The sequence below is a fragment of the Pseudomonas sp. D4002 genome, from assembly GCF_013385665.1.
Lineage (GTDB): Bacteria > Pseudomonadota > Gammaproteobacteria > Pseudomonadales > Pseudomonadaceae > Aquipseudomonas.
In genome coordinates this window covers 196,782-216,140 of record NZ_JACAPN010000012.1, presented here as the reverse complement: position 1 = coordinate 216,140, position 19,359 = coordinate 196,782, and the positions used below count along the sequence as shown (strand labels likewise).

The following is a 19,359-nucleotide window of genomic DNA, read 5'->3' as shown; positions in this document are numbered from 1 at the left end:
GGGGAGTGGGTTATGGGGTTGATTACTGTGTGGGAAGGATTTCTATGTTGGGTAGAACTTCACCCGGGTTTGGCATCATGGATTCAGGCGATTTTTTCCGTAATTGCTATAGCTGCGGCAGGATACTTTCCTGTTGCGCACGAACGAAAAAGAGAAAATCGTGGGCGTATAAACATGCTTAGAACGCTTGGGTATGTGGCCCACACGCTGGAGGTACTCATCTCTGGACTTGCAGACGCTCTCGCGGAGAAGGATTTACAACAAAGGTGGCGTGTCAGCGCCAACGACAGAAAAATTCGTATCATCGGACAGGCACTTAATGAAATTCCGGTGAGCTTGCTGGTGGGCGTTGAGCTGCATTTGCTTGCAGACCTGAGATTTGCCCAAGAGTGCGCACTTCAAATTGATGGTTTTATTAGAACGGTTTCCCCGGAGGACACCAGCAACTTGTTTGAAAACGTGGAGTACATTCATATTTGTGCGAGCTGCCTTATTGACGTTCAAATTGCTCAGGAGGCTGTGGAGGGGTTGACTAAAAGCTACGTGTGATTTGGTAGGCAGCGATCCTCGCCTTCTGGCGTGATTCGTTGATATGGGGTATTACGGGTGACCGACATGGAGCCGGATCAAGCAGCTTGAGAAATCGGCACGGCCTTCAGGTCATCTTTTTCGTCAGCGTCACCCAGATAAGGCTTCAGCTCCGCACGGGTGTACTTGCCAGCCCTGATCGTGTCACTGGTGTATCCGCTGTAGTTGGGCCGGAAATACACCCCGTCTTTCACGTTAAGAATCATGAACAGCGGCTCAGGCTCAGGAAAAAGAACCTTGCGCAAAACCTCGGCTCGCTGATAGTTCATCCCGGCCACTGCTCTGGCTATCATGTCTTCCAAGCGCTGGCGGCGGGCCCGCTCGTTTTTCTTGGTCCTGATGTCCGCAGGACGGTCAACAAAAAGCTCAAAGCACGCCCTGTTGGTGTATCCGTATTTGCCGTAAGCCACCCACCACATGTTGTTGATGTTCACGAACGCGGTGCCCTGGTGCCAGCGGCCTTTGCGGTCAGTCGTCCAAACCTTCGAGCCATGCTGAATGGTTTTCTTGTCGCCCGATACCGAGTTGTAATCGGCAGCGGGAATGTCTGGCGGACCGAAGCGGCGCTTGCTTACATAGTCGGCATTGATCCACTCGATGTTGGTCATGCCGCCTAAACCGCACTTCCGATCTGACGCCTTGAACGTGTAGCCGGTGAAGACGTTGCAAAGATAGTCACGAATGCGCGTGCGGGTACGCTGCATTTCCAGGCGAGCCAGGTACGGCATGTGCTTTTCTTTGTCGCTTTGGTACCGCCCGCTATGATCAGCGCGATCCGGGGTGTTCACGGCCTGGAAGAACTCCAGTTCAATGCTGCGCCCGCGGATCTTGAGGTCGGCTTGCAGATCGCCTTTCACGCAATGGCGTGAATTGTTGCCAGTGAATATGTGGGTCTGCTCGCCGACGGTCCATCCGATACGATTGAGTGTTTGAATGATCCGCTTGAACACTTCGCGCTTGAACTTGCGCTCCCAGATCACCTTGGCGTCCCACTCGCGAGGAATACCTTCCTCCCACACAGCCAGGCGCGCCTCGCCGAACGACACGCGACCTTCGCGTTGAATTTGCATTGGATTATCTCCAGTCAGGCGCCGCCCTCCGTGACCGGTGGTGGCAATTTGGTTTGGGTTGGGATAGTTTTCTGAAAAATTTAAATTCGAAGAGATCTAGTCCATGGACGAGAAGACGTTGGATAGCGGCGCACAGGTTCTGGCCCAATTCCGGGATTTCATCGATGGGTGCTCGGGTAGAACCAAATGGGCATCTGTAAATGCGGTTTCTCATATTGAGAAAGCGATTGAGATATCTTCGATCGATCCAATGATGGCTGCTTTTCGGGCAATCTGTGCGGAGGAGGAAGCGGCTACAGCTCTAATATCGTCCCTAAAAGAGCAGAATTATCCAGGTTCTTCAAAGTTGTACTTTAGGCATCATGCGCACAAGCACGCGGTAATATTATTTGTCGGTACAGTTATTCAATGGTTTGGTAATCGAAAAGCACAAGCAGGTGATAATTTCGGCCAGCACCGCATATTCTTCGGTCAAGTGGACGGTCGTGTCGGGCTGCACTTGGGGTTGCAGCTCGGAAATTCGGATATGCAGGTTCAGCCGACGCCACCACTGCACATAATCATGCAGGGAGAAAGGACGCTCGCTGAAGAGTTTCAAGATGAGATGAAGCTTCTCCTAGGATTTGAAAAAATATCTGAAATTCGCACCCTCATTGAGCAACGTGCGAACTTCAGGAATACCATTCTGTACGCGACACCTGAGGGCGTTCCCAAACCGGCGGGGAACGTAAACACCTTCATTCAAAACCAGATCGGCATCGTCAACTCTTTGTTTACTGCGCTGGCCCTCATTGATCCATGGAGGGCTCCTAAGTATCCGAACTCTGGAATCGTCACCGTATCCATTGAGGTCTTTTCAGCGCTAATGGAAAGGGTCACGAAAGATTAATCACATGTATGGCTGGCTCGATGATCTCGTCGCCAGGGTCTTTCTGGATGGCGAGCAAGCTTTTATTGCGGAATTCGCGCGCCACGTTCTGCGATATCTCAATTTCGTGGCGCGGCGGATTCAGTAGAGGTTGGCACTTCGCAGCGCCCAGCGCGTGCAGGTGGTGGATCATCAGTGTCATCGCCTCGCCCTGCTCAGTAATGCCTGACCACTCCATCAGGTCGGCCAGCGCCTTGCGGGTGCCGGGGCGAACCCTGAGCCTCAATTCCTCTTCGGCATTCGCCACGCGCTTCCTGGCAGTTTTCTCCGAGCGTTTTTTCTGCGGCACTGCTGCCATGGCCTACCTCTTTTATTCCGCTGGCCGGCAGTGCGAGCCAGGTTTGTCGTTTGCGTTGCTGGGTGCGTGCTATGCGGCGCATGAAGTGCTGCCGCGTTGCGCTTTGGGGTAGTCGATGCCGTGAGCAGTGATGATCCGCTCGAAGGCCTTGTTGCCGATCGCCAGCTTCCCGCAGCACTGGCGCCGGGTGATGCCCAGTTCCAGGAAGGCGCGAATCCGCTCGGCGTACTTCGCGTCGCGGGCCTGAACCTGTTCGCTTCGAACTGCGCCGTTGGCGCCGCCCCGGGTTGGCTTCTTGAAGGTGATGCCGTACTCCTTTGCGAAGCTGTAGAGGGTGCGCCGGCTCAGGCCCAAGGCAACCGATGCTTCCGTTTGCGTGTGCGTGGCTCCCAGTTCCCGAATACGCTCGGCAAGCTCGTCGCGTTCCTGCTGGCGTATATCTTTTGAGTGCAGGGGCAGGGGGGCCGCTTCAACCCGCCGCCGAACAAATGGCTTCGGCGCCGGCGGCATCTGGTTGCTGTAGGTGATTGGTTTGGGCTTGTAGCCGATGGGCGCCGCTTCTTCGATCTGGCCGCCGCTGGCCAGGAACTGGGCGACCTGGGCCGCCAGTTCATCCGAGGCCGGGCGTAGTGCCTCGACCAGGCTGAGGTTGTTGCTGATCATGATGGCCTCACTTGATCCGTATCGAACTGTCGCCGCGCTCCAGATGAGCCCAGGTTGGTTCGGGTAGAAGTTCGTGTTCGGCGTCTTCACCGGCGGCCATCCGCTTGCGCACAGCCTCGTTGTGATCGCGGATTTCCTTGAGCTTGGAGGCGATGGCTTTTTTGTCTGGGGTGATGCTTGATTTCACAGAGGTCAACTCATCCGGCACCGCATCCTCGTTGTCAACGATCACCCGTTCGCTGCCCATGGCCAGGGTGATGGTGAACAGCGGCCGCTTGATCGACTTGATGTTGGCGGCTTCCATGTTGCGGCGCAGGTAGTCGCTGATCTGCGAGACGCTGTTGGACTTGATCCGTTTGAGTTCGGCCAGGCGTTCGATCTCGTTGTCGATCGCTGTCACGTCGCTTTCGATGTTCCGGCGCAACATGACGATGTTGTCGGCCTTGTCGTTGAAGTCGCCTTGAACCTCGTCCATGGCGTACTGCAGGGCCTCTTTCAAGCCCTCGTCGTCGGTATCGGCCATCGCCTGGAGTTCGGCGAGTTTGCCGGTGAGTGCGTAGAGTTGGGTCATGCTGCGGCCTCCGTGCCTTTTTCAAGCACAGCTTTGCGCTCCTCGAATGCTCGAGTGATTCGCGCGATGAAGGTGGGTTCGTTGCGACGAGTTGCCTCGCGGATGTATTTCACGTTCAGAAGCTTGAGTTCGTGAGTCGTGACGGCCTTACCGATGGTTTCGACCGCTGAGGCAAGCCAGTCGACACGCTCTTGTTTTTGGCGAAGTATCTCGGCGTCCTTGTCCTCGGCTTTTTCAAGCTTGAACTCTTCGGTGATGGTGTCGACGTAGGTCGGATCGTCGAACATGCCCATGTAGATGTCGGCGGCGAACCCCAGGGGCTGCAGGCATTTACCGATGGCGTCCGTCAGCGATTTTTTTGCCGCGTCCCAGTCAGTAAGAATTTTTCCCTGCTGCAGGTAGATAAATGGCGTATGGCCGTAGTGCTGCACCGTGCATTTTTGCCCGGCGTTGCCCAGGTACCAAAGTTCGATTTTTACGGTGTGCAGCTTCGCGCAGATCGTTGGTGCCTCCGGCCACTCTTTTGTGGGTGCCTGGAGCGGTGCACCCTCGTCGAATCGATCCTCCAGGACGCTCCAGCCCCAGCCCTCACCGCATGGTCCGAAAATTTCTGTTGCCTTGCGCATGAGGTAGGTTGGTCTGATCGCTGTGCCCTTAAAGCCACCTGCGCCAGTGTATTTTTTTGTAGCGTCAGGGTCGGTTGTGTTGACCTGATCCCAAATTCTCGTGTTCTCGGACATTACTTATTCCTCCAGCCGTCAGCACGCTTGACCAGTTCCTTGAAGGAAGCCGCGGGCAGCCTGCTCAGGTATTTTTTGTTGTCGCGGTACCATTCTTCCAGGGCAGCTTTGGGTGTCTGGATGGCCACGACGTGGGCGACCTGCTGTTTGTATGAGGTCGAGTTGGCGACTTGCGAGTGGAATGTCCGGCTCACCACTACGGTGTTGGTCATTCCCTGCTTGACCAGGGTGTTCAGCTCTTCCTGGGATTGAACGGCAATGGCGCCCGGGTGCTTCTGCTGGAACAACCTGTAGCAGGCCTCTCTCACAAGCTCGGTGCTGCCGTACTCGACGTATTCAACGTCGAGAATTCCTGCCTCGATCTTCTCCGCCACTTCATCCAGGCGCCCGGTGTCGATCCAGGCGTTTTTGGATACCTGTTTCAAGTCCCAACCGCTGACCGTCTGGCGGTCACGCTCAAGCTGCAGGTATTCGGGGAGGATGTCGTAGCCGTAGGTCAGGTCGGTGTCGCAAACAAACAGCGTGCCGACGTAAAGCTTTCCGGGCCGGGAGGGCAGGATGTGGCCGTACTTGGTGCCGATCACGTCGCTCATTGGTGGCTGCATGCGCAGGCACATGCTGCGGATTTCCGCTTCGTCATGATCGGTGAGGCCGGAGACGACGAATTCAACACCCTGGTTCTGCCGGTGCGCAGGGGTCTCGTTGATGCATAACACTTCGGCGTCAAACTGGTCGCTGTGCCGGAACTCTGGTACCCATTGTTTGTTGCCGTTCAGCACCTTCACGTCGTAGCCATTCCGGGTCAGCACCAGCAGGGCGATTTTGTAGCCCTCGCCGAAGCTGCCGATGGCATCTGTGCGGTCAGACTTGGACGTGCTGCCCAGCACCAGCGTGCTGGCCTCCAGCCTTGCAAAGCGGCTGGTGATGAACAGCTGGCCGCCAGCGAAGGCGTATTCGAAAGGTGACTCACTATCCAGGGCGTTCTGCACCAGCTCCCGGATGGCCTCTTTCAGGCCCCAGTGGCGGACGTAATCGCGGGACAGGGGAAGTTCGTAGGATTTGGAACGGATGCGATCTGCAATTGCTGCGAGCATGACTATCTCCCGCGCCATCCTTGCGGTGGGCGCTGTGCGGAATGATTTATTGGGTGATCAGGCCGCCGATGGCGGGGCCCAGGAAAACGATGGTGAGGAAGGTCAGGCCAACGATGGCCGACAGAGCGCGAATGGCGCGCCGCCGGTTCCGCTGGGTGGTCACGGCCGAATCCTCACCGCGATCCGGCCGCCCTTGATAGCCGCTGCAAGCTTCGGAGGTAGCGCCGATACCGGCAGGTCACGCGGCAATCCAGCGCCGAGGATGGTCAGACTGCGCTCGATCTCGGCAATTTGCTCGTCGATCAATGATTTAACCGGTGCGGTGGTCATGCAGCCTCCTTGCGCGCGACCTTGTTGAGGCGTGCGCAGTAGTGGTCGAATTCCTTGAGGGTGATGGTTTGGTCGATCAGGAACTGGGTGATCAGCCCCTGAACGATCAATGCCTCTTCCTGGGTGCTGGAGGCATGCGCCAAGCTTTCGAGCGCTTCGTCGATCAGGATGTGGGCGCTCATAAATAGGCATCCACGTCGTCTTCTGCCTCTTCCCGCTCCGCTGCTACAGCATCAGCGGCGTAGGGCCTGAGCAGATCCATGGCGATCTTCTCGGCGGCTTCGATGGGGCGGGGCTGCCCGATCAAGTCGGCAGCGTGTCCGCGTGAATCCGCCTGACTGCCAAGGATCGAAGACAGGAACAGTCGGGCGAACGAATCACGCTCGTCCATGCCGTCGATTTGGCGTTGGTTCAGGTGGCCTTGCAGAACAGTGCAGAACCGGTCGAACGTCACAACCTGCGGCTGGCCGTAGCGGCGCTTCCACTTGATGTCGACGCCGCACACCAGGCGCTCCGCCGAATGCTCAAGCCAGTCAGTCACCTCGTCGCTCTCGCTGACCTCTGGAGTCAACTGAGCGTCGTAACGCTCCTGGCATATCTTCAATGCTGCGTTCATGGTCGCCTCCAGGCTCACCTGATTGATTCGTAACCGCCGCCATCGCTGGCCCCGTAGTCCATATCGGAAAGGCCATCCATGGCGTCTTCATATTGATCGCGGTTGTTTTTCTGGAACATGGCTCCAGCCAGCACGCCACGAATCCACTTAGGCGGCTTCTTTTTCTTTTTGCCGGACGGGTTTATCAGGGGCATTGATGGGAGAGCCCCAAGCCGCTGTGAATACCGGACGATGTTCGGTATGCGCCTCGGTGCCGGTGCGTCGCTGCGGGCAACGCCGAACTCTCTGAACTTGGCAGCGCACGACTTGTTGCAGCACTTCGCCCAGCCGCGCGCACGGTCTGCCGTGCGCGCGGTAAACGTCTCAGCGCACCATGCGCAACTCACTTCAACTGTTGCGCTCATGGCGACCTCCAGTGTTTGGGGTTAGGCGGAACGGGCGGCGAGCATTGCGTCGGCAAGTCTGTAGGCCTCTTGAGCCATCAGCATGCGTTCGCTTGCCTGCCAGCCATCAGTTGCCATTCCAGCCAGTGCTTTCGCTGCGAAGTAGTCACGAAGGGTCATTCCCGGCGAGCTAATTTCCGGGCCAAAAAGGGCGCCGCGCTCATCCATTTCTACAAGCTGATCGACCGGGAAAGCCGGTCCTCCATTTGCTTTACTCATGACTCTCTCCATTTGTTGGTTCACCTGTATTCGTCAACACTCATGCCTCCCGCTGGTTGCCGATGGGCGCGGGGGAGGAGTGCTGACGGGTAGAGGTGGGGAAGGGGGCCGGTTACTTGTCCGGCGCTGATGTCACCAGCAGATCCTGTGGGCTATACCCGCTGCGGGGCGCTGACAAGGCGCGCTCTCCGGAACCGATATTCTCTCGTCGGTCCAAGCGCCCGACGCTGTAGCGGCCAGGTAGGCTGTTGCTCGGCAACGTCTGGTTAGCACTTCATGGCAGTAGCTCCCTTCGTTCGCTCACTGGGAAGGCAGTGGCCACCTACTGAGTTTGCATCGGAGATCGCTCGATTCTGGCTGGCGAGTAAACCGTCTTCGCCGCGTTGTTCGTCGCTCTGGCTCGGGTAAAGGTGGCCACCCTGCTATCTCGGGGCAGTCAGCCGAGCGATCTCCGATGCAGCCTGGTGCTGGGGAGTACCAGGGCCTCGGGCAGTTAACGACAGGCTGTCGTGGCGCTGGTTGTTCAGTCGTACAGGCCATAACTGAAATCGTGCTCGTCGCAATCGATCACCAGCTTGGCACCACCGAAGTAGAGGGCCGCAGTGAGCTTTTCCCACTTCTTGTAAATCATGAAGTTGCGGCCAATGGGTGCGCCGTCCAGCTTCGCGCTGTAGACCTCACCGAAGTCGTAGCCCCGCTCGTTCTGGCCCTTGACGCTGATGCTGATCCGATTGGCCAGCTCCCATTCGGTGCGCTTGGTACCAGAGGAGTATCGAGATGACGAACTGCGCTCTTCCGGCTGTGGGTCAAAGCAGATGTGCATGTGCTTGCTGCTGCCGATGTAGTCGTTTTCAGCCTCGCGAATGGTGATGTGCGGGCTTTCCCATTGCTCGTCTGTTGCGCGCTCTTTGTTTTCTTCGATGAAGGCATTCAGCAAATCGCTCAGGTTTACGAATTCCGGCACGATGTCGTCTTTCAGCGCATCGTCGATCGCTGCTTGCGAACGACGAAGCATTTCGCCAGTAACGCCAGAAGACTCCCACTGTGTTTTCAATGCGGTGGCGATCAGGTCGTTGTAGCGAGTCAGCTCAAACAGATCGCTCACGTTGGATGGCAGCGCGTCTTTAATGGCCTGGCTGACCAGCTTGCCCATGTCGCTGTAGCTGCGGAAGTTGTCTTTGATGATGTCGGTGAACATGCTTTCCACATGCTTATCGATGATTTCTGCTGGCTTGGCGCCGTCTGTGAATCGGGTTACGCCATCCATCAGCATGGATTGAAGTGTTTGCTCGCTCATTTGGTGCTCCGTGCTTGATCGGTTGTTTTCCCAATGCACCCGTCACCAGATGCATCAGTGAAAATCCCCGTCATGCTTGCAGCGCACTCAGTTTCTGGCGGCAGTCCCGAACCTCTACCATGCAGCGAGCGGCTTCCGCCTTATCCCCGCCGCGCAGCGCTTGCTTGGCCCAGTGCGTCCAGTCATCAATGAAGCTGTGAAGATCCGCGGCGAGCGCTTGCTGGGTGCTGACGAACTGACCTTTGTCGTTACGAATAGCCATGGTGAATTCCTCTTGGTTGCCATCCCAAGCAGCCCTCGCAAGAAGGCTGCTCAGTGATGCTTTCCGCCGTGACCCGCTTCTGGCTGATCACAGGTAAACCCATTCGTTGGTGCGCATCCGATACAACCTGGCCCTTGTCCAGTTCGCACTCCGTTGTTTCTCCGACCGCGACCCTGTCCGCCGGAAAACTAGATTTGGCGCTTTACGCTGCACGCCCGGGTCAGTTGCCAACCCTCTGAACCGTTGAGGCCGGTTCATCGCTGCCTTTGAATCTGGGCCGGTGGTGATCCGGCAAGGGGTGTCGCTAAAGAGCGGGGCAGCTTTCGCTGCTGGCCGGCGGTGTTCGTTGCTGGCTTGAGGTAAATTTACCATTTGGAAATTACCTGTCAATGCATATTGGTAAATAAATTGGTAAACAATTTCAGGGTTCAAGGTAAATCGATGATGTGTATTAGTTTTCTAGGGGCGTAAAAAAGCCCGCTTAAGAGCGGGCTCATTTACATGTCGCTGTATTTTCGCCACTCGATTCTGACGGCGCCGGAATCCAAATGGTCGATGCGGATACCTGCGGTGTCGCCGATGTCTTGGATCACCTGTCGCCACGCCTCTGGGCTTTCGTCGTCCAATCTGAACACTTCAACTGCTTGGATCTCCTGCACATTCGGTGAGGCGATGATCCGCTGGAGTCGGTGACCGACAAGTTCATATGAGTTTCTCGGCTTGCCAGTGGAGTAGGGGGATTGGTTCATGCTTCGCTCCTTGCGAGTACTGTATGAATAAACAGTATTTCGGTCGTCGCACATTGGCAAGTGAAAGTTCTTCCATTGGCTCAGAACCCGGCTGCGAGTCAGCGCCGGGATCCTGAATGACAGTAGGGCAACTGGTACACTGGGTCGATTGGACCAAGGAGATGGGAATGCGCGGATTAGCAATTACGGCCCTAGCGCTAGCGGTAACTGGATGCGGCGGAGATATAGACCGAGCTCGAACGTCAGTCGCTAGCCACCTAAAAGATCCTGACTCTGCAAAATTTAGAAATGAGCGGCAAGTTTCAGACATGGCCGTTTGTGGCGAGGTGAATGGGAAGAATATGTTCGGCGCCTATTCGGGATTCGCCCAATTTCTTGCCATGAAAAGACCTGGCGGATTTGACGTGATAATCGATCCAGATATGACGGACCGGTTTGCAGGGAGTGTTTGCGGCTATGCAAAGGCCGAGACGGAAGCAAAAACTAAAATCAAGGCCCCGCAGCCGGCGGTGGAAATTCCAGGGGTCAGGTGGTCCGTTCAATTAGCGTCCGTCAGTAGTGAGGAAACGGCGGAGGCGATTAGTAGAGATCTTGCGAGTTCTGGCTGGACGCCATACACAACACGCCGCGATGGAAAAAGTCGTGTGTTTGTAGGGCCATTCTCCACAAGGGCAGAAGCCAATTCTAAGATGGATGAACTTGCGCGTAAGAGGGCTCTCAACGGGTTCGTGTTGCGCTACCAAGAGCCTGAGGTTTTGAGCAAGTAGTCGAGACGGGTGCAAATAGATAGCAGAAACAACAAGCCCGGCGCTTGGCCGGGCTCAGCGTTCAGATTTGAGAATGGAAATCGAGCTGCTTGGGTTTTGGATCTATTCCACCAAGGGACATTGCTGTGAGCCCCATAGCCTTTGAGCGTTTGAAGAGCTGCTTGTCATGAGTCCATATCTCCTTGGCGCCGCTCGATATTGCGATCGCCAATATTTGGCGATCGTACTTTAGCTTTGCCATTTTCGAGTCGGGATCGAGCTGCTTCATTTCTTGATTGGATACGAGCATTGCGCACTCTATAGCCGCGAGCTGGTCGAATGAAGAAACCTCTATACACTTGACGCCATTCATCACGTCCAGGTGAAGTTGGTAGCTCTTCCTGTCGATACCCAGCAGGTACTCCGCAATGACGGGTGCTGGCAGAACCACTACGCCTTTGAGCGAATCAATTCGCTCAACCAAGGCTTGCGCTCGCTCGAATGCGTTGACCACCACTTTGTCCGTTTCAGGATCAATGAGGTCTTTCGCTCCTTCGTTTTGCATTATTTGCACAAGCACATTGGTGTCTATGACGATCTTCAATCCTAGCCCCTAGTATCGAGTATCTCAGAATGAGCGCTGGAATTTTCGTTCCAATCTACCCCTCCTGCGGCTTTCAGCCTGGCTATAGCTTCCTTGAAGCCAATGTCTTCCAGTTTTGTGAAAGACGTTATTTTTAGTTTTATGAGCTTCCAGCTTCCATCCGGCTTGCGCTCCCACTCGCCATCGCCGCTTACCCTGACAGGCTTGAAAAGCAGTTGAGCAAGCCTCTCAGCAACATCGATTCCGGTCTCGCAATGGAGGGTTTCATTGTCGGCGCCCTCGATGCGAACGGGGATAGTGTCGTCCTTCCCCCCGACGCTATAGAGCTTTCCTTGGATGCTGGATGGCTTGATCACGCGCATAGGAGGCTCATCGGTCTTAACGACCGGGAACTGGAAGATTTGAGCGCCGCCAGATCGGAGCGATGCCCCTGTCTTATCCTCAGCCATAAGCGTCGAAAGGCGATCAAAAGCGCTGACGGCGCGCTTAGATCCAAGGCCGCCCGAGACCTCTCTGACTTGGTTAATTACGCCGGGGTAAGCGCGCTCCTCAATCTGAGATTGAAGCTGCGCAGATCCAGGTTTTACCGAGTCAAAGTGGACTGATTCCTCATGCCCATACAGCGTGGCAAGCGCCCGCAGGTACTCCGCAAGCCGCTTCATCGAAAGCTGGCCCGGGGTTAGGTCGTTGAGGTAAAGCGTTAACTCTTTCATAAGTCGATTATAGACAGCCGTCCTTGCTGCTTGATATGGGGGTTCATCGGAACGCCCGGCGTTATCCATAGATGGTTTCTACACCATTCCACAACGTCAGGCTACCGATGACTTGTCTCAATCCTATCTTGCGTACATACCCCACCAGAAAACGTGTCCCAGGATAGCTATCTGCTCATCCTGCATCTGCTGAAAGGTGTAATCCTCATCTGGGTGCTCATCACGATTGAAGCTGCGCAAACGGATCCCCGACGGCAAACGGTAGAGCTGCTTAACTCGCAGCTGGCCGTTGTGGTTGATAGCGTAAAGATCGCCATCAGCAATATCACCCAGCCCTGTTTTGCCGGTATTTACCCCCACAGTCGCGCCGTCCCGGAGAACTGGGATCATGCTGTTGCCGCGAACGGTCACGCACTTAGCGTTGCTGAACTGGACCCCGTTTTCGCGCAGGCTTTTTTTGCCGAATCGCAAAAACTCTGCGTCGTGCTCTTCGATGGAGAATCGCCCGGAGCCGGCAGCCAGTTCTACCTCTCTCAGAAATGGAACGCAGACTTCGTCATCGTTAACTGGTGTCTGATCGTCCCAGACGCTGATCTGCTTCAGGGGTACATCTACTTGGATCCGCGGCTGCGCTGCATCTGAAACGGTGCCTGAAGATAATTCAGCTTCGCTCAAAGGCCGATCCAGAGATCCGAGCTCAAGCCCGCACTTCTGCTCGAAGTCGCGCGCCATCTTCTCCCCGATATTTCTCAGGTGTTCGGCCTTGTCCGTAAACAGGCGTGAAATGTAAGACGGCTGCTTGTCGACCTTGGCGGCGAAGTCAGCGTCTTTACCCCCGAAATCGCGATCAATGACCTGGCGTACTCGGGCTCTGCGTATGTCTTTGATTTCCATCCCTCAATTAAAACCTTTATTTCCCTTTAGGGAAATTACCTTTACTTGGTAAACATTTATGGTAAATTCGTGCATAAATGAACCAGAAGGTAAATCCATATGGACTTCCCCACGTACGCAAAGCAGCTTCCGCGCGGCGGAAGAAAACGCCTCGCTTTGAGCCTTGGCATCCCAGCGAGCTACCTGTCTCGACTCATCTCTGGTGACCGGTCGATTACTGCCGAGCGCGCCATTGATATTGAACACGCCACGGGCGGGAAGGTGACGCGCCAGGAATGCTTACCAGAAATCCAGTGGAAGCACGCCAGCTAAGCGACATCCCTGTCCGCCGATCCATTGAAGCCAGATTAGAAGAGAGCAGGCCCCATGCAAACGTCCAGTTCCAGACACACCGTACAAACCCGTGATCAGGTGCTGGTCGCCCACGCTGCAAATCAGATCGCGCGCACCAGCCTGAGCCAGGACGACTTCGCCCAGGCGCTGAGCCGCGAGCTGCATCTGTCCTGCCCAGAGAAGGCCGTCGCCAAAGAGGTGCCGGACTTCGCCGCACTGACCTTGCAGAACGACGTGTCCGACTTTGTGAAGGCGACCGGCCGCTGGCTCAAGCGTGTTCAGCGCTGGCTGTCCGGCGATCAGGAAATGCCGTCCTGGCTGGAAGAGTCGTGGGTCAACGCCCTTGAGCCTGAATTCCGCGACCACTGCGTAAACGAGCTGGCGAGCCGTCACGGCCTGACCGGCGCCCGCCAGATGACCAGTGACCAATGCGCGAACAAAAGCTTCGGCGCGCTGATCCGCGCCCTGGGCGATGTGATCGACACCGGCAGCGAAGTCTTCGACGACCAGGTGATGTGCGAACTGGATCTGCCGCACCTACCGGCGTTCGCCAAGCAGTGCCGCCAGGTTGAAGCGAAGGCGGGGGAGTTGGGGCGTCGCGCGGAGCAGTTGCTCGCGGTGGCCCGGCCACTGAAATCCATAGCCTGAATCACAGGCACAAAAAAGCCGACGTACGAGGTCGGCTTCTTCTACAGCTGTAAGCGAGAGAAATCATGCCAAACATTGTTCCGATACACAACCCTCGGGGGTTCACCCGAATGGACAACCAGATGATGGATGGCTTGATGGCCATCGATTTGTCGGCGCGTGAAATGAAGATTGTTCTGTACGTGGCAAAGGCCACCTTGAACTTCAGCACGGGCGCTCATCGAATCCCAGCGGTCGATATCGCCAAAGCAACCCACATCCACCCTGACACGGTATCGAAGGCTATCTCCGGCCTGCTGCGCCGTCGCGTGCTGTACCGTGAAGGCGGTGCGCGCGGCGACATTGGCGTTTGCGACCCAAAAGAGTGGATCTTCGTAGTAGAGCCGAAACAGACCATATCGTCTGATTCGGCTCAAGTGGTCCGAATCGGCTCTGCCGCGAAACAGACCAAAACCGACGACTCCCTTCTTTATACAAAGAAAGAACCCCTATTAACTCTTTCTGCGAAAGAGATTAATCCGCCCCAAGTGCCAGTCGAACCCCCGAAGCCTGATCGCAAGACTCCGTTCGGCATGGCGCAGTTGCTGGCCGACAACCCGCACAACGTTCCTGAGCAGTTGCTGGCTGACTGGCTGACCCAGCGCAAGGCCAAACGCGCTGCCGTGACCGCAACCGTCTGGTCGACCGTGAACGCCGAGCTGGCCAAGTGCGTCGAGGCTGGGATCACCGCAGACGACGCAATCACCGAGGCGCTGAATTCCGGCTGGCAGGGTTTCAAGGCTTCCTGGGTGATCAAGCGCTTGGCTGAGTCCGCACCGGCACCAGCCCCTCAGTCACGCCACACCGGGTTTGCCGAGCGCAACTACACCGATGGCCTGATTCAGCGTGAGGACGGTTCCTATGCGATCTGAGCCCGTCCAGCAAAGCCCAGAACTCCCGCCGGGCACCCGCATCCAGCCCGCCGAATGCGAGACCCACGGCCACTACGACCAGAAGATTTTCCCGGTGCTGGGCAAGGAATTGAAAAGCGGTTGCCCTGAGTGCGGCCGGATCATTCGCGAGAAGGCTGAAGCTGCCGAGCTGGCCAACAAGGCGATGGAACTCCGCATGGCCATGGAGCGCAAGCTCGGCGCCGCGCTGATCCCCAAGCGCTTCGCCAGCAAGACCCTGGACGGCTACGTCGCTACCACCACTGAACAGCGAAAGGCGCTGAACACCTGCCGCCGTTATGCCGCTGAGTTCGCGCAAATAGCGGAGACAGGCCGCTGCCTATTGCTGCTGGGCAAGCCCGGTACCGGCAAGACGCACCTGTCCGTGGCGATCGCCAACGAGATCATGGCCAAGTCATCCGCAACCGCCGTTTACCGCACCATCGGCGCCGTGCTGCAGGCCATCCGCGCGACCTACGACCATTCCAGCGACCAAAGCGAAAGCCAGATCCTGTCGAGCCTGATCAGCCCCTCGTTGCTCATCCTGGACGAGATCGGCGTCAGCAAGGAGAAGCCGAGCGACTTCGAGCTGACCACGCTGTTCGCAATCATCAATGGCCGCTACGAAGAGCTGCGTCCGACGGTGATCGTTTCCAACCTGGATGGGCAGGCGCTGCCAGGGGCCATCGGCGAGCGCTGCATTGATCGGTTGCGGGAGGGCGGGGTGATCGTCATTCCGTTTGACTGGGAATCGCAGCGCGGCAAGGAGGGATTTTGAAATGACTGACTACACCGAACTGAAGCGGCTGGCCGAGGCCTGCATCGCTGCCGGCGAATACCTGCCGGGTGAAGCATGGGAAGAGGACCGTAGCTATTGCCAAGCAGAAGTGGCGTTTCTTGAGTTCGTGCCCGTGGCAACACCTGCCGCAGTCCAGGCGCTGATCGCCGAGAACGAGCGCCTGAACACATTGCGGAGCGCAACCGAACGTGATCTTGCGCAAGAGCTTGAGGTTTGGCGGAGCGGCCCGTCCTGCTGGAGTTGCGGCGATACCGGTGACGTGCATGACATGGTCGGCGAATGGCGCGGCCAATGCGATTGCAATGCAGCCAAGTTGATTGATGTTTCCAGCGAGCGCAAGCAGCTCAAGGCCGAGAACGAGGCGCTGAATACGGCCATTGAAGACCTTGAAAGGGGGCGCGTTGCGGGCTTCGAGGAATACGATTTCACCCGCCTCAAGGATCGCCGTGGAGACCAGAAGGTTTTCGAAATCACCATTGAAACCGAGTGCGGTTGTGACGTCGAAGAGGGCGAATACACCGTCCGAATTACGCATCTGCTGGGCAATTGGCTGGGCTCTGACGACTTTGGGTTAATCGCAGACGCTGTGGCCGAAGTAGTTGCGGATCTTGGCTTGCCGGAAGAGGGCTATACCACCTTCATCGCTTATGAGTCGGGCGAACGGCAGGACGTGTACTGGACCAAGTGGTTTGAGATTGCGACTGTCGCCTCGGTACTGGCCGAACCGGGCGCCGCCATGGGCAAGGGAGAGCAGTCATGAACCCGATCATTACTCACCAAATGCAACCATGCCCTTACAGCTGCGTGTCGACCTGCATGGCAATGATTGTTGGTCGGCCGGCACAGGAAGTCATCGAAGAGATGCACAAGCCCTATCGCGACGGCGACCTGACCATGCGGCAGATGCTAGAGCGCCTCGGCGTTGAATACACGGCTTTCTTCAGCCTGGACTGCCCACCCCTGGCCGATGAGGGGGCTTATCTGTGCACGTCACCTTCGCTCAACATCGAAGGCGGCAACCACCAGATCCTGATCGAGGTCACCGACGAGGGCTACTTCGTGCTCGACCCGGTTCAGGGGCGCGAGGACCGCAAGTATTACGTGGCGCGCGGGAAGGGTGAGGGCAACCCGCTGGCGATCGACCTTGGCGGCTTCGTCGTCGATGCCTTTATCTCGCGCGACCATCTTTTGGCCCAGCGCACCGGCGAGACTTTGACGGAGGCTGCAGCATGACTAAGCCCGCCAAGCCCCGTCCAATGCCTGTGTACCTGGTGCTGCGCCGCTTGGTCGATCCTGCTACGGGCAAGGAGGTTGCAGCGTTCGTGCCGTCCTCCGACGCCGACCGGTCAATCCTTCGTGAGCGGGATTTCCGGATCAACACGAAGATCCGCGCCGACCTCAAGCAGCCGCGCAATCCACGGTTTAACGGATTGGTCCACGGCCTGGGCCGGGTGCTGAGCCAGAACATCGACCGGTTCTCCGGCAAGCAGTCCCACGACGCGATCAAGGCACTGCAGTTGGAGTCGGGCGTGTACTGCGACGAGGAAGCGTTCGACATTCCGGGCCTGGGCCAGCTTACCCGCAAGACGCCCCGCAGCCTTTCCTACGACTCGATGGGGGAGGAGACATTCCAAGACTTTTGGCGCCAGTGCTGCGCGTACCTGGTGCTGCACGACTGGCCGACGCTCACGGAAGAGCGGCTGACCGAAATGGCCGAGTTCGAAGCATTCAAGGAGGCCGCATGAGCCATAATTTTAAGCCGTGTGATCCAGCTCTGACGCTGGTAGCGCGTTACGGAATTCCCTCTATGTCGCAAGTGACCCTCGTCATTTTTCGGCACCAGGGGCAGAAAGCTGAAGAGCCAGGCGGCCGGCTGTGGGTCGCTCCACATGACGGTTGGATCGTTGGACGAGATGGCGAAGACGGCTACGGTTTTTTCAAGCCTGAGCAACTGATGCCCTTGCGCGGCGACTTCACCACAGAGCAGCAGAAAGCCAAGGAGGCTGAGCCATGCTTGTAGCAACCAAGGAACGGAAGAAGAAAACCTGCGACAACCCCGCTTGCGGGGCCTCATTCGTCCCACAGCGCCTCGGGCAGGCGGTGTGCAACTACACCTGCGGCCTGGCCATCAAGGATGTGAACCAGGCGAAGGCTCGCAAGTCTCTGGCCCAGGTTGAGCGCCGCGAGATCAAGATCCGCAAGGAGAAACTGAAGAGTCGCGGCGAGCACATGCGCGAGGCTCAGCAGGCGTTCAACGAATACATTCGCGCCCGGGACCAGGCCGCCGGCCACCCTTGTATCTCCAGCGGCAAGCCGTTGGACTGGAGCGGCAACGCAGTCGATGCCGGCCACTACCGCAGCGTTGGCTCCGCGCCTCACCTGCGCTTCGATGAGCGCAACTGTCACGCACAGAGCAAGCAGGACAACCGCTTCCTTTCGGGCAATGCCGTGGATTACCGGATCGGCCTGATTGCGCGAATCGGCCAGGAGGCCGTCGACGCCTTGGAAGCTGACCAGAGCGTGCGCAAGTACACCGTCGAGCAGATCAAGGGCATCAAGGCCTACTACCGGGCGAAGACAAGAGAGCTGAAGAGGGCTGCAGCATGACCTATCGCAACGTTGTTTCAGCAGTAGTTCGAGCCCTTGCGGCCAAGACCATCAGTTCCGCCGGCGGCTGCGACTTTGAGCCGAAGGTGCAGTGCGCCAAGCAGAAGGGGGAGATCGTCGGCAAGGAGGCCGCGTTTCTCCAGGACTGCTGGGTGTTCGGCCGACTGCACAAGACGCTGACCCCGGCGCACTGGCGGGCACTGGTGGCGAAGTACTCGACGCATGAGGAACGAAAACACGGTGCGATACTGGAGTTGCTGAACTCTGTGAAAACGCCGGCGCCGAAGCGCTTCCGGGAATGCGCGGTGCTGACCTGGGCCATCCCGCAAGTTGCCGGTGCCGAGGGCAAGCGTTCCGCCGCTGTGCTGCCGGCCGCCTGGTACGACATCACAAATTGGGATAACGACGGCAAGCCTGAATCTACTCGGTACCGGTGGCGCTCAGGGATCCGCAAGACTCTGGATGACCAGGTGAACGAAGCTCTCACTGCCGCTCAGGAACTGCTTGATGCGGAAGGGTTAATCGAAAGTTGTGTGGCGTAGCAAAAAGCCGTTGCAATGAGTGAGAAAGTGAGAGAGTATTTACCCATCCTATCGATCTTGCGCGTTAGGGGTTCACACTGAAAAGCCCGGCTTATATGTCGGGCTTTTTATTGCGCTCAGTTTGTGCAAGGTCGAAAATAGAGCTTCCGACTATAAACTGGGAGAGCGTCATGGTTTTGCGTGGCATGGCACAGATGCATGTCGACGACTTGGCGGAACGGTTCAAGAAGTTGGTTGTAGGGCAGGCTGGCAACGCGGATATTCAGTTAGCGTGGGTTGTTTTTTATCAGGGCAGAATGTTCGGAGCTTATTCAACGGCCGAGCTTGCACTGAAGAAAATAACGGACATTGAGCACTGCATCAGCATCGACGAGGCCCCAGTCCCTCAACTTCAAGCGACTAAAATTTTTATGAAGCCCCGCCTAGAGCGGGGTTTTTTATTGCCCAAGGAAAGGGCGATTCAGCAAAAGGAATTTGCAGATGTTGAAAGAAATCAGATGCGGTAGCTGCAACCGACTTCTCGCCCGTACGGGTGGGTTTACAGAGCTCCAGATCAAGTGTTCCCGATGCGGGACGTTGAATCATGTGAAGGCCACGAGCCTCGAGCAATCGCCCATGAGCGCCATACGCCCAATTCAGAGGCCTGAACTTAAATCAGCTCAGTAATGGAGTTTAA

Annotated in this window: 32 protein-coding genes; 15 read left to right on the top strand and 17 right to left on the bottom strand. The window is 57.0% G+C overall.

The window, feature by feature from the left end; all coding sequences use genetic code 11:
• Window positions 1–12 precede the first annotated feature (12 nt).
• A complete protein-coding gene (locus tag HX824_RS05935) occupies window positions 13–549 on the top strand; it encodes a hypothetical protein (RefSeq protein ID WP_177021789.1) in 537 nt (178 codons plus the stop codon).
• 77 nt (window positions 550–626) lie between these two features.
• On the opposite strand, the gene HX824_RS05930 is transcribed toward HX824_RS05935, so the two are convergent.
• Complete coding sequence (locus HX824_RS05930) at window positions 627–1,658, bottom strand: hypothetical protein (protein ID WP_177021790.1); 1,032 nt, start codon at window positions 1,656–1,658, stop codon at window positions 627–629.
• Window positions 1,659–1,761: 103 nt separating this feature from the next.
• Between HX824_RS05930 and HX824_RS05925 the strand changes: the two genes are divergently transcribed.
• Window positions 1,762–2,547, top strand: coding sequence for a hypothetical protein (locus tag HX824_RS05925; RefSeq protein ID WP_177021791.1), 786 nt, complete (start codon window positions 1,762–1,764; stop codon window positions 2,545–2,547).
• Here the strand turns inward: HX824_RS05925 and HX824_RS05920 are convergent.
• The 13 genes from HX824_RS05920 to HX824_RS05860 all read right to left on the bottom strand — a co-directional run bounded on the left by HX824_RS05920 (window position 2,534) and on the right by HX824_RS05860 (window position 9,868).
• Window positions 2,534–2,884: a hypothetical protein gene (locus HX824_RS05920; RefSeq protein WP_177021792.1), complete on the bottom strand. Its 351-nt coding sequence runs from the start codon at window positions 2,882–2,884 to the stop codon at window positions 2,534–2,536. The genes HX824_RS05925 and HX824_RS05920 overlap by 14 nt on opposite strands.
• 69 nt (window positions 2,885–2,953) lie before the next feature.
• Window positions 2,954–3,547, bottom strand: coding sequence for a hypothetical protein (locus tag HX824_RS05915; RefSeq protein WP_177054298.1), 594 nt, complete (start codon window positions 3,545–3,547; stop codon window positions 2,954–2,956).
• Window positions 3,548–3,554: 7 nt separating this feature from the next.
• Window positions 3,555–4,118: a siphovirus Gp157 family protein gene (locus tag HX824_RS05910; protein WP_177054297.1), complete on the bottom strand. Its 564-nt coding sequence runs from the start codon at window positions 4,116–4,118 to the stop codon at window positions 3,555–3,557.
• Window positions 4,115–4,858, bottom strand: a complete 744-nt coding sequence (locus HX824_RS05905; protein WP_177054296.1) for a hypothetical protein — start codon at window positions 4,856–4,858, stop codon at window positions 4,115–4,117. The genes HX824_RS05910 and HX824_RS05905 overlap by 4 nt, the downstream gene beginning before the upstream one ends.
• On the bottom strand, window positions 4,858–5,952 hold the full coding sequence (locus HX824_RS05900) for a hypothetical protein (protein ID WP_177054295.1): 1,095 nt from the start codon (window positions 5,950–5,952) through the stop codon (window positions 4,858–4,860). The genes HX824_RS05905 and HX824_RS05900 overlap by 1 nt, the downstream gene beginning before the upstream one ends.
• A gap of 159 nt (window positions 5,953–6,111) precedes the next feature.
• Window positions 6,112–6,282 (bottom strand): hypothetical protein, encoded by a 171-nt coding sequence (locus HX824_RS05895; RefSeq protein WP_177054294.1) that lies wholly within the window; start codon window positions 6,280–6,282, stop codon window positions 6,112–6,114.
• Window positions 6,279–6,464: a hypothetical protein gene (locus HX824_RS05890; RefSeq protein WP_177026702.1), complete on the bottom strand. Its 186-nt coding sequence runs from the start codon at window positions 6,462–6,464 to the stop codon at window positions 6,279–6,281. Before HX824_RS05890 ends, HX824_RS05895 begins: the two co-directional genes overlap by 4 nt.
• The gene (locus HX824_RS05885) at window positions 6,461–6,898 is read right to left on the bottom strand and encodes a hypothetical protein (protein WP_177054293.1); all 438 of its coding nucleotides are present in this window, start codon (window positions 6,896–6,898) and stop codon (window positions 6,461–6,463) included. Before HX824_RS05885 ends, HX824_RS05890 begins: the two co-directional genes overlap by 4 nt.
• 14 nt (window positions 6,899–6,912) lie before the next feature.
• Window positions 6,913–7,302 carry a hypothetical protein gene (locus HX824_RS05880; RefSeq protein WP_177054292.1) on the bottom strand — a complete coding sequence of 130 codons (390 nt, stop codon included), beginning with the start codon at window positions 7,300–7,302 and terminating at the stop codon, window positions 6,913–6,915.
• 21 nt (window positions 7,303–7,323) lie between these two features.
• Window positions 7,324–7,560 (bottom strand): hypothetical protein, encoded by a 237-nt coding sequence (locus HX824_RS05875; protein WP_256346930.1) that lies wholly within the window; start codon window positions 7,558–7,560, stop codon window positions 7,324–7,326.
• A gap of 523 nt (window positions 7,561–8,083) precedes the next feature.
• Complete coding sequence (locus HX824_RS05870) at window positions 8,084–8,857, bottom strand: hypothetical protein (RefSeq protein WP_058419779.1); 774 nt, start codon at window positions 8,855–8,857, stop codon at window positions 8,084–8,086.
• Window positions 8,858–8,927: 70 nt separating this feature from the next.
• On the bottom strand, window positions 8,928–9,119 hold the full coding sequence (locus HX824_RS05865; RefSeq protein ID WP_177054291.1) for a hypothetical protein: 192 nt from the start codon (window positions 9,117–9,119) through the stop codon (window positions 8,928–8,930).
• Between the two features lie 497 nt (window positions 9,120–9,616).
• Complete coding sequence (locus HX824_RS05860; RefSeq protein WP_014717884.1) at window positions 9,617–9,868, bottom strand: DUF1654 domain-containing protein; 252 nt, start codon at window positions 9,866–9,868, stop codon at window positions 9,617–9,619.
• Between the two features lie 167 nt (window positions 9,869–10,035).
• On the opposite strand from HX824_RS05860, the gene HX824_RS05855 reads away from it, so the two are divergent.
• Complete coding sequence (locus HX824_RS05855; RefSeq protein WP_177054290.1) at window positions 10,036–10,635, top strand: SPOR domain-containing protein; 600 nt, start codon at window positions 10,036–10,038, stop codon at window positions 10,633–10,635.
• 61 nt (window positions 10,636–10,696) lie between these two features.
• Here the strand turns inward: HX824_RS05855 and HX824_RS05850 are convergent, their stop codons facing one another.
• The 3 genes from HX824_RS05850 to HX824_RS05840 form a co-directional block, all read right to left on the bottom strand.
• Window positions 10,697–11,218 (bottom strand): PIN domain-containing protein, encoded by a 522-nt coding sequence (locus tag HX824_RS05850; protein WP_177054289.1) that lies wholly within the window; start codon window positions 11,216–11,218, stop codon window positions 10,697–10,699.
• 2 nt (window positions 11,219–11,220) lie between these two features.
• Window positions 11,221–11,931 (bottom strand): hypothetical protein, encoded by a 711-nt coding sequence (locus HX824_RS05845; RefSeq protein ID WP_177054376.1) that lies wholly within the window; start codon window positions 11,929–11,931, stop codon window positions 11,221–11,223.
• A 123-nt stretch (window positions 11,932–12,054) separates the two neighbouring features.
• Window positions 12,055–12,663 carry a helix-turn-helix transcriptional regulator gene (locus tag HX824_RS05840; RefSeq protein ID WP_177054375.1) on the bottom strand — a complete coding sequence of 203 codons (609 nt, stop codon included), beginning with the start codon at window positions 12,661–12,663 and terminating at the stop codon, window positions 12,055–12,057.
• A 261-nt stretch (window positions 12,664–12,924) separates the two neighbouring features.
• Here HX824_RS05840 and HX824_RS05835 point away from each other — a divergent pair, with 261 nt between their 5' ends.
• The 12 genes from HX824_RS05835 to HX824_RS05780 all read left to right on the top strand — a co-directional run bounded on the left by HX824_RS05835 (window position 12,925) and on the right by HX824_RS05780 (window position 19,349).
• On the top strand, window positions 12,925–13,137 hold the full coding sequence (locus HX824_RS05835) for a YdaS family helix-turn-helix protein (RefSeq protein WP_104503091.1): 213 nt from the start codon (window positions 12,925–12,927) through the stop codon (window positions 13,135–13,137).
• A 54-nt stretch (window positions 13,138–13,191) separates the two neighbouring features.
• Window positions 13,192–13,806, top strand: coding sequence for a hypothetical protein (locus HX824_RS05830; protein WP_177054288.1), 615 nt, complete (start codon window positions 13,192–13,194; stop codon window positions 13,804–13,806).
• Between the two features lie 65 nt (window positions 13,807–13,871).
• Complete coding sequence (locus HX824_RS05825) at window positions 13,872–14,717, top strand: replication protein (RefSeq protein ID WP_177054287.1); 846 nt, start codon at window positions 13,872–13,874, stop codon at window positions 14,715–14,717.
• On the top strand, window positions 14,707–15,513 hold the full coding sequence (locus tag HX824_RS05820) for an ATP-binding protein (protein WP_177054286.1): 807 nt from the start codon (window positions 14,707–14,709) through the stop codon (window positions 15,511–15,513). The genes HX824_RS05825 and HX824_RS05820 overlap by 11 nt, the downstream gene beginning before the upstream one ends.
• A 1-nt stretch (window position 15,514) precedes the next feature.
• The gene (locus HX824_RS05815) at window positions 15,515–16,294 is read left to right on the top strand and encodes a hypothetical protein (protein WP_177054285.1); all 780 of its coding nucleotides are present in this window, start codon (window positions 15,515–15,517) and stop codon (window positions 16,292–16,294) included.
• A complete protein-coding gene (locus HX824_RS05810) occupies window positions 16,291–16,767 on the top strand; it encodes a hypothetical protein (RefSeq protein ID WP_177054284.1) in 477 nt (158 codons plus the stop codon). Before HX824_RS05815 ends, HX824_RS05810 begins: the two co-directional genes overlap by 4 nt.
• Entirely contained in the window at window positions 16,764–17,279 is a 516-nt protein-coding gene (locus HX824_RS05805) for a hypothetical protein (protein ID WP_021491154.1), read from the top strand. The genes HX824_RS05810 and HX824_RS05805 overlap by 4 nt, the downstream gene beginning before the upstream one ends.
• Window positions 17,276–17,554, top strand: a complete 279-nt coding sequence (locus tag HX824_RS05800; protein WP_177054283.1) for a hypothetical protein — start codon at window positions 17,276–17,278, stop codon at window positions 17,552–17,554. Before HX824_RS05805 ends, HX824_RS05800 begins: the two co-directional genes overlap by 4 nt.
• A complete protein-coding gene (locus tag HX824_RS05795; protein ID WP_177054282.1) occupies window positions 17,545–18,141 on the top strand; it encodes a recombination protein NinG in 597 nt (198 codons plus the stop codon). The genes HX824_RS05800 and HX824_RS05795 overlap by 10 nt, the downstream gene beginning before the upstream one ends.
• Window positions 18,138–18,683: a hypothetical protein gene (locus HX824_RS05790; RefSeq protein WP_177054281.1), complete on the top strand. Its 546-nt coding sequence runs from the start codon at window positions 18,138–18,140 to the stop codon at window positions 18,681–18,683. Before HX824_RS05795 ends, HX824_RS05790 begins: the two co-directional genes overlap by 4 nt.
• 170 nt (window positions 18,684–18,853) lie before the next feature.
• The gene (locus tag HX824_RS05785; RefSeq protein ID WP_256346929.1) at window positions 18,854–19,189 is read left to right on the top strand and encodes a hypothetical protein; all 336 of its coding nucleotides are present in this window, start codon (window positions 18,854–18,856) and stop codon (window positions 19,187–19,189) included.
• Window positions 19,164–19,349 carry a Com family DNA-binding transcriptional regulator gene (locus tag HX824_RS05780; RefSeq protein ID WP_177054280.1) on the top strand — a complete coding sequence of 62 codons (186 nt, stop codon included), beginning with the start codon at window positions 19,164–19,166 and terminating at the stop codon, window positions 19,347–19,349. Before HX824_RS05785 ends, HX824_RS05780 begins: the two co-directional genes overlap by 26 nt.
• Window positions 19,350–19,359 lie beyond the last annotated feature (10 nt).

What these genes read in the sequence shown, in the direction of transcription:
- HX824_RS05785 (WP_256346929.1), top strand. Translation starts at nt 18,854, where the DNA reads ATGGTTTTGCGTGGCATGGCACAGATGCATGTCGACGACTTGGCGGAA.
- HX824_RS05855 (WP_177054290.1), top strand. Translation starts at nt 10,036, where the DNA reads ATGCGCGGATTAGCAATTACGGCCCTAGCGCTAGCGGTAACTGGATGC.
- HX824_RS05825 (WP_177054287.1), top strand. Translation starts at nt 13,872, where the DNA reads ATGCCAAACATTGTTCCGATACACAACCCTCGGGGGTTCACCCGAATG.
- HX824_RS05835 (WP_104503091.1), top strand. Translation starts at nt 12,925, where the DNA reads ATGGACTTCCCCACGTACGCAAAGCAGCTTCCGCGCGGCGGAAGAAAA.
- HX824_RS05790 (WP_177054281.1), top strand. Translation starts at nt 18,138, where the DNA reads ATGACCTATCGCAACGTTGTTTCAGCAGTAGTTCGAGCCCTTGCGGCC.
- HX824_RS05880 (WP_177054292.1), bottom strand. Translation starts at nt 7,302, where the DNA reads ATGAGCGCAACAGTTGAAGTGAGTTGCGCATGGTGCGCTGAGACGTTT.
- HX824_RS05885 (WP_177054293.1), bottom strand. Translation starts at nt 6,898, where the DNA reads ATGAACGCAGCATTGAAGATATGCCAGGAGCGTTACGACGCTCAGTTG.
- HX824_RS05810 (WP_177054284.1), top strand. Translation starts at nt 16,291, where the DNA reads ATGAACCCGATCATTACTCACCAAATGCAACCATGCCCTTACAGCTGC.
- HX824_RS05925 (WP_177021791.1), top strand. Translation starts at nt 1,762, where the DNA reads ATGGACGAGAAGACGTTGGATAGCGGCGCACAGGTTCTGGCCCAATTC.
- HX824_RS05805 (WP_021491154.1), top strand. Translation starts at nt 16,764, where the DNA reads ATGACTAAGCCCGCCAAGCCCCGTCCAATGCCTGTGTACCTGGTGCTG.
- HX824_RS05865 (WP_177054291.1), bottom strand. Translation starts at nt 9,119, where the DNA reads ATGGCTATTCGTAACGACAAAGGTCAGTTCGTCAGCACCCAGCAAGCG.
- HX824_RS05820 (WP_177054286.1), top strand. Translation starts at nt 14,707, where the DNA reads ATGCGATCTGAGCCCGTCCAGCAAAGCCCAGAACTCCCGCCGGGCACC.
- HX824_RS05890 (WP_177026702.1), bottom strand. Translation starts at nt 6,464, where the DNA reads ATGAGCGCCCACATCCTGATCGACGAAGCGCTCGAAAGCTTGGCGCAT.
- HX824_RS05830 (WP_177054288.1), top strand. Translation starts at nt 13,192, where the DNA reads ATGCAAACGTCCAGTTCCAGACACACCGTACAAACCCGTGATCAGGTG.
- HX824_RS05870 (WP_058419779.1), bottom strand. Translation starts at nt 8,857, where the DNA reads ATGAGCGAGCAAACACTTCAATCCATGCTGATGGATGGCGTAACCCGA.
- HX824_RS05860 (WP_014717884.1), bottom strand. Translation starts at nt 9,868, where the DNA reads ATGAACCAATCCCCCTACTCCACTGGCAAGCCGAGAAACTCATATGAA.
- HX824_RS05780 (WP_177054280.1), top strand. Translation starts at nt 19,164, where the DNA reads ATGTTGAAAGAAATCAGATGCGGTAGCTGCAACCGACTTCTCGCCCGT.
- HX824_RS05815 (WP_177054285.1), top strand. Translation starts at nt 15,515, where the DNA reads ATGACTGACTACACCGAACTGAAGCGGCTGGCCGAGGCCTGCATCGCT.
- HX824_RS05845 (WP_177054376.1), bottom strand. Translation starts at nt 11,931, where the DNA reads ATGAAAGAGTTAACGCTTTACCTCAACGACCTAACCCCGGGCCAGCTT.
- HX824_RS05895 (WP_177054294.1), bottom strand. Translation starts at nt 6,282, where the DNA reads ATGACCACCGCACCGGTTAAATCATTGATCGACGAGCAAATTGCCGAG.
- HX824_RS05900 (WP_177054295.1), bottom strand. Translation starts at nt 5,952, where the DNA reads ATGCTCGCAGCAATTGCAGATCGCATCCGTTCCAAATCCTACGAACTT.
- HX824_RS05795 (WP_177054282.1), top strand. Translation starts at nt 17,545, where the DNA reads ATGCTTGTAGCAACCAAGGAACGGAAGAAGAAAACCTGCGACAACCCC.
- HX824_RS05935 (WP_177021789.1), top strand. Translation starts at nt 13, where the DNA reads ATGGGGTTGATTACTGTGTGGGAAGGATTTCTATGTTGGGTAGAACTT.
- HX824_RS05910 (WP_177054297.1), bottom strand. Translation starts at nt 4,118, where the DNA reads ATGACCCAACTCTACGCACTCACCGGCAAACTCGCCGAACTCCAGGCG.
- HX824_RS05905 (WP_177054296.1), bottom strand. Translation starts at nt 4,858, where the DNA reads ATGTCCGAGAACACGAGAATTTGGGATCAGGTCAACACAACCGACCCT.
- HX824_RS05920 (WP_177021792.1), bottom strand. Translation starts at nt 2,884, where the DNA reads ATGGCAGCAGTGCCGCAGAAAAAACGCTCGGAGAAAACTGCCAGGAAG.
- HX824_RS05915 (WP_177054298.1), bottom strand. Translation starts at nt 3,547, where the DNA reads ATGATCAGCAACAACCTCAGCCTGGTCGAGGCACTACGCCCGGCCTCG.
- HX824_RS05840 (WP_177054375.1), bottom strand. Translation starts at nt 12,663, where the DNA reads ATGGCGCGCGACTTCGAGCAGAAGTGCGGGCTTGAGCTCGGATCTCTG.
- HX824_RS05930 (WP_177021790.1), bottom strand. Translation starts at nt 1,658, where the DNA reads ATGCAAATTCAACGCGAAGGTCGCGTGTCGTTCGGCGAGGCGCGCCTG.
- HX824_RS05800 (WP_177054283.1), top strand. Translation starts at nt 17,276, where the DNA reads ATGAGCCATAATTTTAAGCCGTGTGATCCAGCTCTGACGCTGGTAGCG.
- HX824_RS05875 (WP_256346930.1), bottom strand. Translation starts at nt 7,560, where the DNA reads ATGAGTAAAGCAAATGGAGGACCGGCTTTCCCGGTCGATCAGCTTGTA.